16 protein-coding genes and 1 tRNA gene are annotated in these 16,057 nt (G+C 72.5%); 11 read left to right on the forward strand and 6 right to left on the reverse strand.

All coding sequences use genetic code 11. From position 1 onward, the window contains the following. Nucleotides 1-15: 15 nt before the first annotated feature. The 3 genes from AB0G01_RS00380 (at nt 16) to AB0G01_RS00390 (ending at nt 3,411) form a co-directional block, all read left to right on the forward strand. Complete coding sequence (locus AB0G01_RS00380; RefSeq protein ID WP_360937724.1) at nt 16-1,416, forward strand: hypothetical protein; 1,401 nt, start codon at nt 16-18, stop codon at nt 1,414-1,416. Between the two features lie 37 nt (nt 1,417-1,453). Then, nucleotides 1,454-2,185, forward strand: coding sequence for a class F sortase (locus tag AB0G01_RS00385; protein WP_360937727.1), 732 nt, complete (start codon nt 1,454-1,456; stop codon nt 2,183-2,185). Between the two features lie 71 nt (nt 2,186-2,256). Next, entirely contained in the window at nt 2,257-3,411 is a 1,155-nt protein-coding gene (locus tag AB0G01_RS00390; protein ID WP_360937729.1) for a polysaccharide deacetylase, read from the forward strand. Between the two features lie 64 nt (nt 3,412-3,475). Here AB0G01_RS00390 and AB0G01_RS00395 read toward each other — a convergent pair whose 3' ends face one another. Next, nucleotides 3,476-4,501, reverse strand: coding sequence for a PQQ-dependent sugar dehydrogenase (locus AB0G01_RS00395; RefSeq protein ID WP_360937731.1), 1,026 nt, complete (start codon nt 4,499-4,501; stop codon nt 3,476-3,478). Nucleotides 4,502-4,715: 214 nt separating this feature from the next. Here AB0G01_RS00395 and pqqA point away from each other — a divergent pair, with 214 nt between their 5' ends. The 8 genes from pqqA (at nt 4,716) to AB0G01_RS00435 (ending at nt 11,687) form a co-directional block, all read left to right on the forward strand. Next, entirely contained in the window at nt 4,716-4,820 is a 105-nt protein-coding gene (gene pqqA, locus AB0G01_RS00400) for a pyrroloquinoline quinone precursor peptide PqqA (RefSeq protein ID WP_360937734.1), read from the forward strand. A gap of 178 nt (nt 4,821-4,998) precedes the next feature. Then, on the forward strand, nt 4,999-5,772 hold the full coding sequence (pqqC, locus tag AB0G01_RS00405) for a pyrroloquinoline-quinone synthase PqqC (protein ID WP_360937737.1): 774 nt from the start codon (nt 4,999-5,001) through the stop codon (nt 5,770-5,772). Next, the gene (gene pqqD / locus AB0G01_RS00410; protein WP_360937740.1) at nt 5,769-6,038 is read left to right on the forward strand and encodes a pyrroloquinoline quinone biosynthesis peptide chaperone PqqD; all 270 of its coding nucleotides are present in this window, start codon (nt 5,769-5,771) and stop codon (nt 6,036-6,038) included. The genes pqqC and pqqD overlap by 4 nt, the downstream gene beginning before the upstream one ends. Next, on the forward strand, nt 6,031-7,101 hold the full coding sequence (pqqE, locus tag AB0G01_RS00415; RefSeq protein WP_360937743.1) for a pyrroloquinoline quinone biosynthesis protein PqqE: 1,071 nt from the start codon (nt 6,031-6,033) through the stop codon (nt 7,099-7,101). Before pqqD ends, pqqE begins: the two co-directional genes overlap by 8 nt. Nucleotides 7,102-7,189: 88 nt before the next feature. Then, nucleotides 7,190-8,065, forward strand: a complete 876-nt coding sequence (pqqB, locus tag AB0G01_RS00420; protein ID WP_360937746.1) for a pyrroloquinoline quinone biosynthesis protein PqqB — start codon at nt 7,190-7,192, stop codon at nt 8,063-8,065. A 53-nt stretch (nt 8,066-8,118) separates the two neighbouring features. Continuing rightward, nucleotides 8,119-9,399, forward strand: coding sequence for a sensor domain-containing protein (locus AB0G01_RS00425; protein WP_360937749.1), 1,281 nt, complete (start codon nt 8,119-8,121; stop codon nt 9,397-9,399). Further along, nucleotides 9,351-9,998 (forward strand): response regulator transcription factor, encoded by a 648-nt coding sequence (locus tag AB0G01_RS00430; RefSeq protein WP_360937752.1) that lies wholly within the window; start codon nt 9,351-9,353, stop codon nt 9,996-9,998. Before AB0G01_RS00425 ends, AB0G01_RS00430 begins: the two co-directional genes overlap by 49 nt. Nucleotides 9,999-10,055: 57 nt before the next feature. Next, nucleotides 10,056-11,687: a DUF885 domain-containing protein gene (locus tag AB0G01_RS00435; protein ID WP_360937755.1), complete on the forward strand. Its 1,632-nt coding sequence runs from the start codon at nt 10,056-10,058 to the stop codon at nt 11,685-11,687. 235 nt (nt 11,688-11,922) lie between these two features. Here AB0G01_RS00435 and AB0G01_RS00440 read toward each other — a convergent pair. From AB0G01_RS00440 to AB0G01_RS00460, 5 genes are all read right to left on the reverse strand, one after another. Next, nucleotides 11,923-11,996 (reverse strand) — tRNA-Leu (locus AB0G01_RS00440). An 87-nt stretch (nt 11,997-12,083) separates the two neighbouring features. Further along, nucleotides 12,084-13,154 carry a SagB/ThcOx family dehydrogenase gene (locus AB0G01_RS00445; RefSeq protein ID WP_360937758.1) on the reverse strand — a complete coding sequence of 357 codons (1,071 nt, stop codon included), beginning with the start codon at nt 13,152-13,154 and terminating at the stop codon, nt 12,084-12,086. Beyond that, nucleotides 13,135-14,253, reverse strand: coding sequence for a hypothetical protein (locus AB0G01_RS00450; protein WP_360937761.1), 1,119 nt, complete (start codon nt 14,251-14,253; stop codon nt 13,135-13,137). Before AB0G01_RS00450 ends, AB0G01_RS00445 begins: the two co-directional genes overlap by 20 nt. Nucleotides 14,254-14,255: 2 nt before the next feature. After that, the gene (locus AB0G01_RS00455) at nt 14,256-14,378 is read right to left on the reverse strand and encodes a hypothetical protein (protein WP_015098199.1); all 123 of its coding nucleotides are present in this window, start codon (nt 14,376-14,378) and stop codon (nt 14,256-14,258) included. A 188-nt stretch (nt 14,379-14,566) separates the two neighbouring features. Continuing rightward, entirely contained in the window at nt 14,567-15,892 is a 1,326-nt protein-coding gene (locus tag AB0G01_RS00460) for an NAD(P)/FAD-dependent oxidoreductase (protein WP_360937765.1), read from the reverse strand. Nucleotides 15,893-16,057: the final 165 nt, after the last annotated feature.

Below are 16,057 nucleotides of genomic sequence, written 5' to 3' on the forward strand. Positions count from 1 at the left end.
GTCAGGTTCACAACTATGGGGTGGAGACGACTCGCCGGCGCGGTGCTCGCCGCCGGTGCAGCCCTGCTCGCCGTTCCCGCGATGTCCGATGCCCAGGCCAAGGAGGGCATCGGCTACACCACACCCGCCCAGGGGTACCGGGACAAGTCCGGCACCACCGACTGGATCGGGTCCTACATCTGGCAGGACAAGCACGTCTGGTGCGTGGAGTACTCGTTGCTCGCGCCGGACAGCTCGGAGCAGTACCAGCCCGGCGACGAACTCCGCACCAAGGCGGGCGAGGCGCTCGCCCCGGACGTCGCCGCGAACATCTCCTACCTGCTGCTCCGCTACACGACCGACCCGTCCGCCGACGAGGCCGCCGCCCTGGCGCACCTCCTGCACTCGTGGACGGCGTTCCCGCACGGCAGCATCTCGCTCGACCCGGACAACGACTTCCGCCACATCGCCTACAACGAGCAGTTCCACTTCGACGCCCTGCCGCCGTCCGCCCGGGACGCGGTGACCGGTCTGCGCGCCGACGCCGAGGCCAATCGCGGTCCGTGGGCGGTGAAGGTGACCGCACCGGAGAAGGAGCAGCTCATCGGCTCCCCGGGCGACTGGTCGGTGGACATCGCGAAGGCCGACGGCAAGCTGGTCGCCGACGTCCCGGTGACCGTCGAACTCGACCAGGCCACCCTGGAGGACGGCAGGACGACCGTCGAGCTGCGCACGCCCGCCGACGGCGCGGCGCTGTCGGTGAAGGTCGTCCCGACCGGTGTGCGGCCGACGGTCAAGGTCCGCCTGGACAGCCCGGCCGACAAGCCCGTGGTGCACGTCCCGGCCAACTCCGACATGCAGCGGATCGTCACCACCGGTGGTGAGAAGAAGCTCGCGGCGGAGGCGTCCGGCACCGCCCGGACCCAGCCCGGCGCGGTGAAGGTCGGCAAGACCGACGCGGAGACCGGCAAGCCGATCTCCGGCGTGGCGCTGCGGGTCACCGGGCCGGACGGGGTGCAACCCGCGCTCAAGCAGGACGACGCGCCGCTGACCGGCCCGGACGGCAAGCCGATCGTGCTCCAGACCGGCGAGGACGGCACGGTCGCCGTGCCGGACCTGCGGACGCCGCAGGAGATCTGCGTCGTCGAGGTCGCCGCGCCGAAGGGCTACGAGGAGTACTTCGACCCGAAGGCACCGCCGAAGGCGTGCGGCCGGGTCGAGCCCGCGCAGACGCTTGCCCTGGCGATCGCGAACAAGCCCAACAAGCCGATCGTGCCGATCACGATCCCGGCCGGTGCCGACGGCACCGGCGTGGTCGCCACGGCGGCCTTCACCACGGAGCCGGACACCGGCGGCATGATCGCGTTCGGCGGCCTGGTGCTGCTGGGCACGGCCCTGGTCGGGTTCTTCGTCCGCCGCCGGACCGCCCGTGCCTGACCACCCGACACCCCTCGGTGAACGGGGCGGTGCGGCCGTGATCAGAGCGGATCCGAGGTCGATCACGACCGGCGTGGTGGTGGCGGGGCTCCTCGCCGCCGCCGCGCTGGTCTTCTCCCCCGCCGCCGAGGTGGTCCGGGGAGCTCCCCGGCCGGGTGACGCCGTGGTGCCGTTCCCGCTCGGCGACAGCATGAAGACCGGGCGCGGCGCGGACCTGGCCGGGATGCCCGCCGGCGGCATCCCGCCGGCGGACCCGACCACGCCGTCCGCCGAACCCCCACCCCCACCCCCACCCCCACCGCCGCCACCGCCACCGCCGCCGGCCGCGCAGGCCCCCGGCACGGTCAAGCTGCCCGAGGGCGGCCTGGCCACCCTGGTGCGCGAGGAGGTCACGGCGGACGGCACGCTGCCCGTCCCGGAGGGCGTCGGCGAGGCCACCTGGTGGGGCGTGGACCTCGGCGCGGCCGAGGGTGCGACGGTGCTCGCCGGGCACGTGAACTGGAAGGGCCTGACCGGCCCGTTCGACGAGCTGTGGCGGTCGGCCGCCGGCCAGGACGTGACGGTGGTCGACACCGCCGGCAAGGCGTTCCGGTTCCGGGTGAGCCAGGTCGTCACGGTGCGGAAGGAAGAACTCCCCCAGCGCGCCGTCGAGCTGTTCGGGCCGCGCGGGGAGCACCGCCTGGTGCTGGTGACCTGCGGCGGCCGGTGGGTCGGCGGCGGGGCGGGCTACGAGGAGAACCGGGTCGTCGTCGCCACGCCGGTCGCGTAGGGGCGACCGGTCCGGTCGGGCACCCGGTCGCGCGGAGGCAACCAGCGGACACGCCGAGTCGTCTTGCGTGTGTGAAGCGCAGGCGTTTGATCACCACCGGTATCGCGATGGCCCTCGTCCTGGTCGTGCTGGCCGTGCTGGGCGCGCGGGAGTCCCGCCCCGGCGAGGAGGTCGGCGAGCTCGCCTCGCCGCTGCCCGTCGCGCCCCGCGTCCCGTCCAGCGCGAACGCGCCCACGCCCGCGCTGCCGCCGCCGGCCGCCGCGCCGGCGTGGATGAAGCGGATGCGGCCCGGCGAGAAGCCGCCGCAGTTCGTGCTGTTCTCGTTCGACGGGGCCGCGTCCAAGAGCCACTGGGACCGGGTGCTGCCGATCGCGCGGCGGACCGGCGCGCACGTCACCGGCCTGCTGTCCGGGGTGTACCTCGTGCCCGACGCGGACCGGGCGACCTACACCGGCCCCGGCCACCCGACCGGGCAGTCGTCGATCCGGTTCGGCGGCACCCGCCAGGACGTGGCGAACCGGATCGCGTACCTCAACGACGCGCTGGCCGCCGGGCACGAGCTCGGCACCCACTACAACGGCCACTTCTGCGAGGCCGACGCGCCGGGCGTGGGCCGGTGGACCACCGCCGAGTGGGACCGGGAGCTGGACCAGTTCTTCGAGATCGTGGCGAGGGCCCGCGAACAGGGGTTCGCGCTCGACCCGGCCACCGTGCGCGGCGGGCGGACGCCGTGCCTGGAGGGCGACTGGGGGCAGGCGTTCCCGGCCATGCGGGGCCACGGCCTGGCCTACGACACCAGCCACGTGAGCCTCGGCGTGACGTGGCCGACCGTGCAGGGCGGTCTGTGGGAGTTCCCGCTGCCCGAGGTCCGGGTGCCCGCGCTGGGCCGGCGGGTCGTGATGATGGACTACAACCTCTGGTACGCCTTGAACGGCGCGAAGGACGACCCCGGGCCGCCCGGCGAGTACGCGCGGATCGTGCTGGACACCTACCGGTCGGTGTACCAGGCCGTGTTCAACGGCAACCGCGCTCCCCTGGTGGTGGGCAACCACTTCAACGAGTGGGCCGGGGGTGCCTTCACCGAGGCGATGGAGCGGTTCATGGAGGAGGTGTGCGCGCGCGAGGACACCGTGTGCGCCACCTACACCGAGGTCGTCCAGTGGATGCAGTTGCAGGACCCGGTGGTGCTGGAGCAGTTCCGCCGGATGCCCGCCGCCCTCAACTGAGCGGCCCGCACCGGGTGTCCGCGACCACGGCCGCGCGCACCCGGTGCGGGACAACCGCCCGAGCTCAGCCGTCCGTGCTCAGCAGCCGGTCGTCGGTGGCGGCCGGGGTGCCCCGGCCGTCCTGGTTCGAGGTGCCCAGCCACAGCGTCCCGTCCGGGGCCGCGCCCGCCGCCCGGACCCGGCCGTAACCGGTGAACACCGACTGCGGCGTGCCCAGTCCGGTCCCGGTCACCGGGATCTTCCAGACCCGCCGCCCCGTCACGCACGCGACGTACAGCGCGTTCTTGTAGTGGGCGATGCCGGTGGGACCGGCCGAACTGGTCGGCCACGACTTCACCGGGTTCACGAACCTGGTGTCGTTGCACGGGCCTTCGCACGTCGGCCAGCCGTAGTTCTTGCCGGACTGGATCCAGTTCAGCTCGTCCGTCCGGTTGTTGCCGAACTCCGTGGCGTACGCGCGGCCACCGGCCCACGTGATGCCCTGCGGGTTGCGGTGGCCGTAGGAGTACACCCGGCTGGTGAACGGGTTGCCCGGCGCGGGCGCGCCGGTCGTGGTGAAGCGCAGGACCTTGCCCGCGAGCGAGGACGTGTTCTGCGCGTCGGCGCTGTTGCCCGCGTCGCCCGTGGTCGCCCACAGGAGACCGTCCGGGCCGAACTCCAGGCCGCCCCCGTTGTGGAACCGGTTCTTCGGGATGCCGGTCACGATGGGTTCCGGTGCCCCGCCGCCGATCCTCAGGCGGGAGACCCGGTTGTCGGTAGCGGCCGTGTAGTAGACGTACACGGTGTTGTCGTCGGCGAAGCTCGGCGACACCGCGATGCCCAGCAGCCCGCCTTCCCCGCCGGGCACGGCTTCGTCCACGGTGTGCAGGGTGGTCACCGTCGAACCGGTGATCTTCTTGATCTTCTTGGTGTCGCGTTCGGTGTAGATGCCGCTGCCGTCGGGCAGGAAACCGATGTCCCACGGCACGTCCTGCCCGGTGGCGAGCGTGCGCACCGCGAGTTGCGCCGGGTCGGCCTGGGCGGGGGCGACCACGGTCGCGCCCAGTGTCACCAGAACCAGGGCCAGGACCACGCCTGGACGAGCACGCATGTGCTGCCTCCATGTCCGCTCTGTCACGGCGGCGGAACGGCGGTCACCACGACTCAACCACGCCCGCACCCATCCGGCAACAGGCGTCAGGGGTACAGACCACCACCCCGGTCGGGCAGCCTTTTTCACGATCTAGCGCGGTCGCCCACGAACGCTCTACCGTGGGTACTCCGCCGTCGACCCACGGAGACACACCGATCCGAGGAGTCGCGCAATGCCAGCCGAGAAGACGCCCGAGCCGAAGCGCACCTGGGTCAAGCCGGACTTCCGGGACATCGACACGCCGATGGAAGTCACCGCGTACGCCGCACGCGGCTGAGCGGGCACGCCCTCCGTCGTGGCTCCGGCCGCGCTCTCGCGGGCGGGGCCACGGCGTCGGCACCCCCCACCGCGCGACGCTCCGCACGACGAGCCGTGCGACGGGAGCGCGGTGCGGCCACGGCGGAGCAGAGCGCTCGGGAACGCGGAAGCAGACCGGAGACCCTGGAGGCGGGCGGATGTCCGAGCTGGTGACCGAGGAGGAGTTCACCGCCCGGCTGCGGGCGCTCTCGTCCCGCTACTGGGACGACCACCCGTTCCACCTCCGGCTGCACGCGGGCGAGCTGTCCGAGGACGAACTCCGGCTGTGGGCCGCGAACCGCTGGTACTACCAGCGGTGCATCCCCCGCAAGGACGCCGCCATCCTGGCCAACTGCCCGGACCCGGACGTCCGCCGGCGGTGGCGGGAGCGCATCGTCTGGCACGACGGCGAGCGCGCGGGCGAGGGCGGCGCGGAGAACTGGCTCCGGCTGGCCGAAGCGCTCGGCCTGACCCGCGAGGAAGTGCTCGACGAGCGGCACGTGGTGCCCGGCACGAGGTTCGCCGTGGACGCCTACGTGACCTTCGCCCGCACCAGGCCCTGGGTGGAGGCGGTCGCGTCCGGACTGACCGAGATGTTCTCGCGCGGGCTGATGTCCCGCCGGCTGGCCGACATGCGGGAGCGGTACCCCTGGATAGCGGACGAGGGCTTCACCTACTTCACCACGCGGCTGGAGGTGGTCGAGGGCGAGGGGAAGTCCACATTGGACCTCGTGGTGCGCCACTGCGCCACCCGGGAGCAGCAGGACGCGGCGGTGGCCGCGCTGGCGTTCAAGTGCGACGTGCTGCGGGCGATCCTCGACGCGGTCGACTACTACGCGGCCGGCGGGGCCGGCAACCACCACGAGGCCGGCGGGGCCGACAACCACCACGAGGTCGGCGGAGCCGGCAACCGGACAACGGGACGATCATGACCGATCTCGATGCGACACCACGGCTCGGCAAGGGCGTGAAGACCTCCTACGACCAGACCCGGGAGAGCCACGTCGTGCTGTTCCCCGAGGGAGTCCTGGTGCTCAACGACACCGCCGCGGCGGTGGTCGGGCTGTGCGACGGGCGCACCACGATCACCGGCATCGCGGCGCGGCTGGCCGAGGACTTCGACGGGGTGCGGCCGGAGGACGTCGCCGAACTGGTGGCCCGGCTGGTCGCGCGCCGGGTGGTGGACACCGATGGCTGAGGCCCCGTTCGGCCTGCTCGCCGAACTCACCCACCGCTGCCCGCTCCAGTGCGGGTACTGCTCGAACCCGCTGGAGCTGGTCCGCCGGACGGCCGAGCTGACCACCGACGAGTGGCGCTCGGTGTTCGACCAGGCGCGCGCGCTGGGCGTGCTCCAGTTCCACCTGTCCGGCGGGGAACCGCTGGCGCGCAAAGACCTCCCCGACCTGGTCGGCCACGCCGCCGGGCTCGGCGGGTACGTGAACCTGGTGACCAGCGGGCTGGGCCTGACCGCCGCGCGGTTGGCCGACCTGCACGCCCGGGGCGTCGACCACGTCCAGTTGTCGGTGCAGGACGCGGTCCGCGCGAGCGCCGACCTGATCGCCGGCGTGAAGGCGTTCGACCACAAGCTCACCGCCGCGCGGCTGATCGGCGAGGCGGGGTTGCCGCTCACCGTCAACGTCGTGCTGCACCGCCGGAACCTCGACCACGTGGCCGCGATCATCGACCTGGCCGAGCGGATGGGCGCGGACCGGCTGGAGCTGGCCAACACGCAGTACTACGGCTGGGCGCTGCGCAACCGGGCCGCCCTGCTGCCCACCCGCGAGCAGTTGGCCGAGGCGGGCGCGGTCGTCGCCGAGGCGCGCGGGCGGTCGCGGATGGAGATCGTCTACGTGATCGCGGACTACCACGAGGCGCACCCCAAGCCGTGCATGTACGGGTGGGGCGCGCGGCAGCTCACGGTCGCGCCGGACGGGGACGTGCTGCCCTGCCCGGCGGCGGGCGTGATCGACGACCTGGGCGTGGAGAACGTGCGGGACCGGCCGTTGGGCGAGATCTGGCACCGGTCGGGCTCGTTCACCGCGTTCCGGGGGTTCGACTGGATGCGCGAGCCGTGCCGCTCGTGCGCGCGCAAGGAGATCGACTTCGGCGGGTGCCGGTGCCAGGCGTTCCAGTTGACCGGCGACGCCGCGAACACCGACCCGGTGTGCTCGCTGTCCCCCCGGCGCGCGGAGGTGGACCTGATCCTCGCCGAGGAGACCACCACCCCCGCCGTCCTGGCGATGCGCAAGCCGGCGCGATGAACCCCGTGGCGACCGCCACCAGCGGTCCGCCGCACTCGAACCACGCCGCGACCACCCTCGCGGCCCCGACCAAGCGGAAGGTGGCGCGGTGAAGGTCGTGCTGCTCGGAACGGCCGCCGGTGGCGGTGTGCCGCAGTGGAACTGCGCGTGCGGGCCGTGCGCGCAGGTGCGCGCCGGCCGGTTGCCCGCGCGCACCCAGGACTGCCTGGCGGTCAGCGGGAACGGCGCGGACTGGTGGCTGCTCAACGCCTCGCCCGACATCCGGACCCAGATCACCGCCACGCCGCTGCTGGACCCCGGCCCCGGGCCCCGGGACACGCCGGTGCGCGGCGTGCTGCTCACCGACGCCGAGGTGGACCACACGTCGGGCCTGCTCACGTTGCGGGGCGCGGTGGGGCTGCGGGTGCACGCGCCCGCGACCGTGCTGCACGCCCTGGCCGACACCCGGTCGGTGCTGGACGAGTACGCCGAGTGGACGTGGCGGCAGGTCGAGCCCGAGCAGACCTTCCCGCTGGCGGGCGGGCTGGAGGTGACCGCGTTCCCGGTCAGCGGCAAGCGGCCGAGGTACGCGGGCGAGTCGCCGGTGGCCGGGCACTGGGTGGTGGCCTACCGGGTGTTCGACCCGGCGACGGGCGGGATCGTGCTCTACGCGCCGTGCCTGGCCGGGTGGCCGCCGGGGTTCGACGACCTCGTGGCCGAGGCGGACGCGGTCCTGCTCGACGGCACGTTCTACGCGCCCTCCGAGATGGGCTCGGCGACCGGCCGGCCCGGCGGGCAGTCGGCCATGGGCCACCTGCCGATCACCCACACGCTGCCCGAGCTGCGCCGGCACCCCGGTGTGCGGCGGATCTACACCCACCTGAACAACACCAACCCGGTGCTCGACCCGGAGTCCGACGAGTACGCGAAGCTGCGCGAAGCGGGCGTCGAGGTGCTGCCGGACGGCGCGGTGCTCGACTTCTGATCGGGGGGTTAAGCCCACCGCTTTCCCCCCGGCCGACCGGAAGAATCACCCGCATGACGGACCACGACCTCGTGCGCGGCGCGGGGACCCGGCTCACGGCGGCGGCGCACGCCCTGGCCCGGGTGCCGCTGTGCGTGATCGGCCTGCCCCTGATCCCGCTCCAGCTCTACGCGTACCCGCTGATCCTGGTCACGGTCGGGGTGCCGCTGCTGCTGCTGTTCACCGCGCTCACCCGTCAGTACCTGCGGCTGCACCGGTGGTGGGCGGGTGCCGTGCTGGGCGAGGAGATCGCCCTGCCCTACCGGGTGCCGGCCAACCGGGGCCCGATGACCAGGGTGCGGGCCGTCGCCACCGATCCGCAGACGTGGAAGGAGCTGGCCTTCCTGCCGCTCAACGCGGTGGTCGGGGTGCTCTGCGGCGTGCTGCCCGCGACGCTGTGGCTGGGCGGGCTGTTCGGGTTCGCCACCCCGGTGCTGTGGCTGCTCGGCGCGGACGGCCTGGACTACTCCGGGATCACCCCGACCGTGCCGGGCGGGTTCCTGATCGCCCCGCTGCTGGGTGCCGGCTACCTGGCGGTGGCGTGGTGGGCCACGCCGCGCCTCGTCCGGCTGCACGCGCGGTTCGTGCGCTGGTTCCTCGCGCCGAGCCAGACCGAGGCGCTGACCCACCGGGTGCGCGAGCTGGCCGACTCGCGGGCGGACACGGTCGACGCGCAGGCCGCCGAGCTGCGCCGGATCGAACGCGACCTGCACGACGGCGCGCAGGCCCGGCTGGTGGCGCTGGGGATGAGCCTGGGCATGGCCGAGGAGCTGCTGTCGCGGGACCCGGACGCGGCCCGCGACCTGCTGGTCGAGGCGCGCCAGTCGTCGTCGCAGGCGTTGTCCGAGCTGCGCGACCTGGTGCGCGGCATCCACCCGCCGGTGCTCGCCGACCGGGGGCTGGACGGCGCGCTGCGGGCGCTGGCGCTGGCGCACCCGCTGCCGGTCGAGGTGGACCTGGTGCTGGACGGGCGGCCGGAGGCACCGGTGGAGTCGGCGGCGTACTTCGCGGTCGCCGAGACGTTGACCAACGTGGCCAAGCACAGCGGCGCGACGAGCGCGTGGGTGCGGGTGCGGCACGAGAACGGCCGGCTCGGGCTGATGATCGGCGACAGCGGTCGCGGTGGTGCCGAGGCGACCGGGAACGGGGGATTGCGCGGAATCGAGCGCAGGCTGGCCGCCTTCGATGGCACCCTCGGGATCGCGAGCCCGGTGGGCGGGCCGACGATCGTGACCATGGAGCTGCCGTGCGCGTTGTCCTCGGTGAAGACCTCGTCCTCCTCCGGGACGGCCTGATCCGCCTGCTCCAGGCGTACGAGTTCGACGTGGTGGAGGCGGTCGACAACGGTCCCGCCCTGCTCAAGGCCCTGGTCGACCACCGCCCGGACGTGGCGGTGGTCGACGTGCGGCTGCCGCCGACGTTCACCGACGAGGGCCTGCGGGCGGCGATCGAGGCGCGCAAGCGGGTGCCCGGCCTGCCCGTGCTGGTGCTCTCGCAGTACGTGGAGCAGCTCTACGCCCGCGAGCTGCTGTCCGACCGGGCCGGCGGCGTCGGCTACCTGCTCAAGGACCGGGTGTCGGACGTGCGGCAGTTCGTGGACGCCATCCGGCGGGTCGCGGCGGGCGGCACCGCGATGGACCCCGAGGTCATCACGCAGCTCTTGGCGCGCAGCGGGCGGGACCGGCCGCTGGCGACGCTGACCCCGCGCGAGCGGGAGGTGTTGTCGCTGATGGCGGAGGGCCGGTCGAACGGCGCGATCGCGGCGCGGCTGTTCGTGACCGAGAAAGCGGTGGGCAAACACACCGCCAACATCTTCGGCAAGCTCGCGCTGCCGCTGTCCGAGGACGACAACCGCCGGGTGCTCGCGGTGCTCGCCTATTTGGACCGGCTGTAAATCGTTATTTAGGCTAAGTACCGTTCTCGCTTTCCCGCCTAGGCCCAGGGGTGCCCGATGGATACGACGGCCGCGCTCGCGGAAGAACTGCTCGACCTGGTGTTCCGGCTGTCGCCGCTGGGCGCGACGGTGTGCGGGGTGCCCGGGTACGACCACCTGCTCACCGACCACCGGCCGGAAACCGGGGAATCGACCAGGGCCGCCGCGTCACGGATCGCGGAACGCGCGCGGGCGCTGCCCGACGACGACGACCCGGTCACCCGCGCGGTGATCGTCCAGCAGGCCGAATCCGCGGTGGACGTGCTCGACGCGCGGGCCGTCGAGTACACGATCACCGACTCGTTCTTCGGCCCGGCGGGCGAACTGCTGTCCGTGCTGCCGCTGGTCGCGCCGGCGGACGAGGAGCAGGAGCGCGCCTACCTGTCCCGGCTCGCCGCCGTCCCGGAGTTCCTGCGCACGCTCGCCGGGCGGCACGTCGCGGGGTCCGCCGCCGGCCGCACGCCGGTCCAGCACCTCGTGGACGCCTCGGTCGCCCACCTCGACCGGTACCTGGCCGCCGACGAGGACCCCCTCGCCCGGCCGTCGGGCGGCGCGGCGTTCACCGCCGAGCGCGACCGGCTGATCGCCGAGGAGGTGCGCCCGGCGTTCGCCGCGTACCGGGACGCCGTGGCGGCCCTCAGCGGCCGTCCGGCGGACCGGGCGGGCCTGTGCTGGCTCCCCGGAGGCGAAGCCGTGTACGCCGGTCTGGCGCGCGCCCAGACCACCACGACGCGGTCTCCCGGGGAGTTGCACGAGACCGGGCTCGCGATCGTGGCGGACCTGGCCGAGGAGTACGCCGAGCTCGGCGAGCGGGTGTTCGGCACCCGGGACACCGCAGCGGTCTTCGAGCGCATGCGCACCGACCCGGCGCTGCGCTGGACGTCCGAGGAGGAGCTGATCTCCACGGCGCGCGAGGCGGTGGCCCGCGCCGAGGAGGCCGCGCCGCGCTGGTTCGGCCGGCTGCCCGCGAAGCGCTGCGCGGTGGAGCCGGTGCCGGCCGTGGACGCGCCGGGCGCGCCGACGGCGTACTACGCGCCGCCGTCGATGGACGGCACGCGGGCGGGCACTTACTACGCCAACACGCACCGCGTGCGGGAGCGCTTCCGCTACCAGGCCGAGGCGACCGCGTTCCACGAGGCGGTGCCGGGCCACCACTTCCAGATCGCGCTGGCGCAGGAGCTCGCCGACCTGCCGGTGCTGCGCCGGGTCGCCCCGATCACCGGCTACCTGGAGGGCTGGGGCCTGTACTGCGAGCGGCTGGCCGACGAGATGGGGCTGTACTCCGACGACGTGGCGCGGCTGGGGATGCTGGCCATGGACTCGATGCGGGCCGGCCGGCTGGTCGTGGACACCGGGCTGCACGCGCACGGGTGGAGCCGCGCGCGGGCCGTCGGGTACCTGCTGGAGAACACGCCGCTGGCGCGGGTGGAGGTCGAGTCCGAGGTGGACCGGTACCTCGCCGCGCCCGGCCAGGCCCTGGCGTACATGGTGGGGCGGTTGGAGATCCAGCGGGTGCGGGCCGAGGCGGAACGGGCGCTGGGCGAGCGGTTCGACATCCGGGCGTTCCACGACCTGGTGCTGGGCGGCGGGCCGCTGCCGCTGGCCGTGCTGGACGACGTCGTGCGGGCCTGGGTGGCCGCCCAGGGCTGACGACTCGGGGCTGACGACTCGGGGCTGACCACTCGGGCTGACCGCGCCGGCGGACCAGTACCCCCGGCCGCTGGGTGTCACCCCACCACCAGGGGTGGCGACGGTCCTTTCGGGGCATTGACAAGCGGAAACGCGGGATCACCGACCGGCGACGTGAAGAAGCCGGTGGCGGCCGACCGCATCGCTCGTTCGTGATCACTCGGCAGTCGGGTGACGACGAAGGGTGCGCTGCACGTGCCCCCGACGGGATTCGAACCCGTACTGTGACTCTTTTAAGGAGCCTGCCTCTACCGATTGGGCTACGGGGGCAGCGAGAAGCCTAAGCCGTTACCGAGCGTTCGTGTGGCCGGTTCGGCACAAGTCCCCCGCACGGCTCAATGCGATCCGCTATTGCGCTCATTCAGGTAATGGACCCATGGCGCTCATCCCGAGTACCACTTCGTGATAAGCGTCACAGCGCAGAGCCTGTTCTACGAGTTCATCCCGCAATGCTGCGGTGAAGCCGATACCAAAACCCAGTGCGGTAGCAACCAGATAAGCGGTTTGCGACAGATGGCCCACGTCCATTTGCACAACCCGATAAGCCCGTGACGTGTCGTAACGCCATCTGGTCCGTTCGAGTACCGCGGTGTACGCGAGGACCAACGGGGCCTGCCCGACCCAGTCCTGATCACCCGCCGCTTCCGCCATCGCGGCGGGTGACCACACCACCCCGAGCGGCTCCAGTGCGTGCGCGAGCCCCTCGTAGTGGTGCCACCCGTCGGCCAGGCCGACGACCCCTCGGGTGTGCGCGTAGATCTCCACCGGGTGCCGCCCGCCACCGGACGGGCTCGTCTTGAACACCGTGCCGGTGCGCCCGATCCGGGGCCGGGCGGGCGACGGCGCGGCCAGCACGCCGAGGAGTTCACCCACCTGGCCGAGCGCGACCGGGGCCGCGCCGAACTCCCGGGTGGTGCGCCGCGCCAGCAGCACCTCCAGCAGGCCGCTGGACGCCCACGCCGGGTTCGCCGGCAACGGCGGCAGCGGCACGGTGGGACCGCCGCACGTGCGGAACGGCGCGGGCGGCGGCTCCCGGGTCAGCTTCACGTCCAGGATCGCGTCGTGCTCGTCCGAGCCCTGGTAGGGCGCGTCGGCCAAGGTCCGGCTGGCGAAGTGGAAGTGCCGCGCGGACGCGCCCCACGGCCCCCAGCCGGCCAGCATCCGACGCTCGGCGTCGTGCTGCGGCGAGCCCTCGACCAGCAGCACGCCCGCGTCGACCAGCTCGTCGAGCACCTTGCGCAGCGCGACCCGGTCGGCTTCGACGAGGGGCCCGAGCAGCACGTCCACGTCGGTGAACCGGGCGAACTTGCGGCACAGCAGCTCGGCCGTCTCGCTGATCGCGAACTGGCGGTGGTGCAGGTAGTCGTCCCAGACCACAGCACCGTCCTGGTAGAACAACGCCGCGTGCTCAGCGACCTTTACCCGCACTCAGCAGCTCCTCGAAACGCGCCGCGACCCACTCGTGCACGGCGTCGGACACCCGTTCGTCCTCGGCGCGGTGTTCGAACCAACGCCAGTCGCAGTTGACGTTGACCTCCAGGAACACGTGGTCGCCGCCCGTGACGAGCAGGTCGAAAGCCGCGACCTGCAAGCGCCAGTGCCGGGCTAAGGCGAGCAACCGCCCGGCCAGCCTCGCCGGCGTCTCCACCGGGGTCACCCGAACGGCCTCCGGGTCCACCCAGAGCTGGGCGGGGTCCATCTTGTCGACCTGGAACGAGAGGGTCCGCTCCCCCACGACGAACACCCGGAGCTCGGTGTCGGCGGGCACGTACTCCTGGACGATCACCGGTGCGGACTCCGGCACGTCGCCGGACCGGCTGGTCTCCAGGGGACGCGGGAACAGGCCGTGCTGCACACCGGGGCGCGGTTCCAGCAGGTGCCGCCCGGCGGTCTTGACGATGCACCGCGCGCCGCCGGGCCGGGTCCGGCCGGGACGCGTGGTGACGGTGGTGCGCGGGACCTTCAGGCCGAACGCCGCCGCGTCGGAGAGCTGGGTAAGCCGGTCGAGGTGGGCGGAGCTGCGGGTGGGGTTGACGTGCGCCCAGTCGGCGCGGGTGGTCAGCCAGTTCGCCACCGAGCCCCACTGGTCCCACGCGTACGCGCCGGCCAGCGTGCCGGGCTCGACCTGGAGCGCGGAGAGCTCGAAGTGCCTGCGCCACACCAGCAGCGGGCGCAGCAGCCAGCGGTCGAGTTCCAGCAGGGGCGCATCGGTGTAGACGGTGAGCGGCAGGTCGACGCAGCGGTCGGCGTCGATGCGGGCCATCCGGATGCCGCGCTCGGCCAGCGCGAGGGAGAGCGCGTTCATCTCCATGTCGGTGGCGCGGGCCAGCACCAGCACGCAGGGCACGGGGCTGCCGTCACCCTCGTCGACCATCCCGAGGCGGTGCACCTGCTCCTGGAAGTCCAGGTTCTTGGCCGGGGACCGGAAGGTGTAGTCCTGACCTTGCAGCAGCAGCGGGGTGGGCCTGACGGGCTTGACGGCCTCGGGCGGGGGAAACGAGTCGTCCCCCCACCCGGAAGCGGGCATGCTCAGTCGTCTTTCTTGCTGCGAAAAACCTTTCCGGCGGTGGCGTACTCGGCGGCGTACTCCGCCAGGGCACGGTCCTCGATCTCACCGCGGCGAAGCTGTGCGGCCAGCTCCTCAAGCGACATCGCGGTCACCTCTCTCCCCACTGGTACGTCACACTTTTGGTGGCGCACCAGTCGTAGTCTCGGGTTCACGTTACGCAATGTCAAGGTGACGCGCTGCCCATTACGCTGTTCGGGGGCTCAAGTTCCGGACCTGAGCCAGACGGGTGCTTGCCCACCGCGACCGAACAGCGCAGCGGGCGCACCGCCGGTCAGCTCTTCGTGGCCCGGTCGAACTCCGCCTTCGGCTCGTGGATCTGCCCGAGCGCGACCACCTCGCGGCCCGAGAACAGGGCCTGCGTCCAGTCCACGAATACCCGGAACTTGCGGTTCACGGTGGGCATGAACATCACGTGGTAGCTGCGGTGCATGAACCAGGCGACGACCCCCTTGAAGCGCAGGCCGAACACGTCGCCCACGCCCTTGTAGAGGCCGAGGCCGGCGACCGAGCCGACGTACTTGTGGCGGTAGTCCTTGGTCTGCTTGCCGCGCAGGGTGGCCACGATGTTCTTGGCCAGCAGCTTCGACTGGCGGATGGCGTGCTGGGCGTTCGGCACGCACGTCGCCGTCGGGTCCTCCTCGGTGCGCGAGAGGTCCGGCACGGCCGAGCAGTCGCCCGCCGACCACACCCCGGGCAGGCCCTGGACCTGCATCGCGGCCGTGCAGCGCACCCGGCCGCGCTCGTCGAGCGGCAGGTCGGTGTTGCGCAGCATCGGGTTGGCCTTCATGCCGGCCGTCCAGATGATGGTCTCCGAGTCGAACTCGGTGCCGTCGTCCAGGACGACGTGACCGCCCTCCAGCGACTTGACCCGGGTGTCCAGGTAGCAGGTGATGCCGCGCTTCTCCAACTGCTCGACGGTGTAGACGCCGAGCTTCGCGCTGACCTCGGGCATGATCCGCCCGGCCGCCTCGACCAGCACCCAGTGCATGTCCTCGGGCTTGAGGCCCTCGTAGTAGCGCAGCGCGTAGCGGGCCATGTCCTCCAGCTCCGCCAGCGTCTCGATGCCCGCGAAGCCGCCGCCGATGACCACGAAGCTCAGCAGCCGCTTGCGCGTCTCCGGGTCCTTCGTGCTGGCCGCCTGGTCGAGCCGGGACAGCACGTGGTTGCGCAGGTAGATGGCCTCGCCGATGGTCTTCATGCCGATGCCGACCTCGGGCAGGCCGGGGATCGGCAGGGTCCGCGAGACCGCGCCCAGCGCCGAGACGAGCACGTCGTACTCGATCTCCTCGACGTGGCCGTCGGCGAGCTCGACGGTGACCGCCTTGCGGGCGTGCTCGATCCTCGTGGCGCGCCCGGTGACGATGTGGCAGCGCTTGAGGACCTTGCGCAGCGGCACCACCACGTGGCGCGGCTCGATCGACCCGGCCGCCGCCTCGGGGAGGAACGGCTGGTAGGTCATGTGCGGCTGTGGGTCGATGACCGTGACCGACGCCTCACCGGAACGCAGCTTCTTCTGCAATCCCAGCGCGGTGTACATGCCGACGTACCCACCGCCGACAATCACGATCCGTGTGGGTTGCGACTTCACAGCAGCCATACGCCCATGGTCGCACCGGACGGCCGTTTCCGACGCTTCCGCGAGGCCCGTTGTGACCACAGTCGCCGGGTGATGCGGGACACGCAGCGCTCTGACCAGCGGCAGCGCCGCTCAAGTGGGTGAACGTGCTGAGAGGAACGATCCAGAAGCTCAGCTACCGCTGAG

The organism is Actinosynnema sp. NPDC023587 (genome assembly GCF_040640215.1).
Classification (GTDB): domain Bacteria; phylum Actinomycetota; class Actinomycetes; order Mycobacteriales; family Pseudonocardiaceae; genus Actinosynnema.

Bases quoted from the DNA above. Each gene is read 5' to 3' on its own strand.
- AB0G01_RS00380 (WP_360937724.1), top strand. From the start codon at position 16: ATGGGGTGGAGACGACTCGCCGGCGCGGTGCTCGCCGCCGGTGCAGCC.
- AB0G01_RS00460 (WP_360937765.1), bottom strand. From the start codon at position 15,892: ATGGCTGCTGTGAAGTCGCAACCCACACGGATCGTGATTGTCGGCGGT.
- pqqD (WP_360937740.1), top strand. From the start codon at position 5,769: ATGACCGATCTCGATGCGACACCACGGCTCGGCAAGGGCGTGAAGACC.
- pqqC (WP_360937737.1), top strand. From the start codon at position 4,999: ATGTCCGAGCTGGTGACCGAGGAGGAGTTCACCGCCCGGCTGCGGGCG.
- AB0G01_RS00455 (WP_015098199.1), bottom strand. From the start codon at position 14,378: ATGTCGCTTGAGGAGCTGGCCGCACAGCTTCGCCGCGGTGAGATCGAG.
- pqqA (WP_360937734.1), top strand. From the start codon at position 4,716: ATGCCAGCCGAGAAGACGCCCGAGCCGAAGCGCACCTGGGTCAAGCCG.
- AB0G01_RS00395 (WP_360937731.1), bottom strand. From the start codon at position 4,501: ATGCGTGCTCGTCCAGGCGTGGTCCTGGCCCTGGTTCTGGTGACACTG.
- pqqE (WP_360937743.1), top strand. From the start codon at position 6,031: ATGGCTGAGGCCCCGTTCGGCCTGCTCGCCGAACTCACCCACCGCTGC.
- AB0G01_RS00450 (WP_360937761.1), bottom strand. From the start codon at position 14,253: ATGCCCGCTTCCGGGTGGGGGGACGACTCGTTTCCCCCGCCCGAGGCC.
- AB0G01_RS00435 (WP_360937755.1), top strand. From the start codon at position 10,056: ATGGATACGACGGCCGCGCTCGCGGAAGAACTGCTCGACCTGGTGTTC.
- AB0G01_RS00425 (WP_360937749.1), top strand. From the start codon at position 8,119: ATGACGGACCACGACCTCGTGCGCGGCGCGGGGACCCGGCTCACGGCG.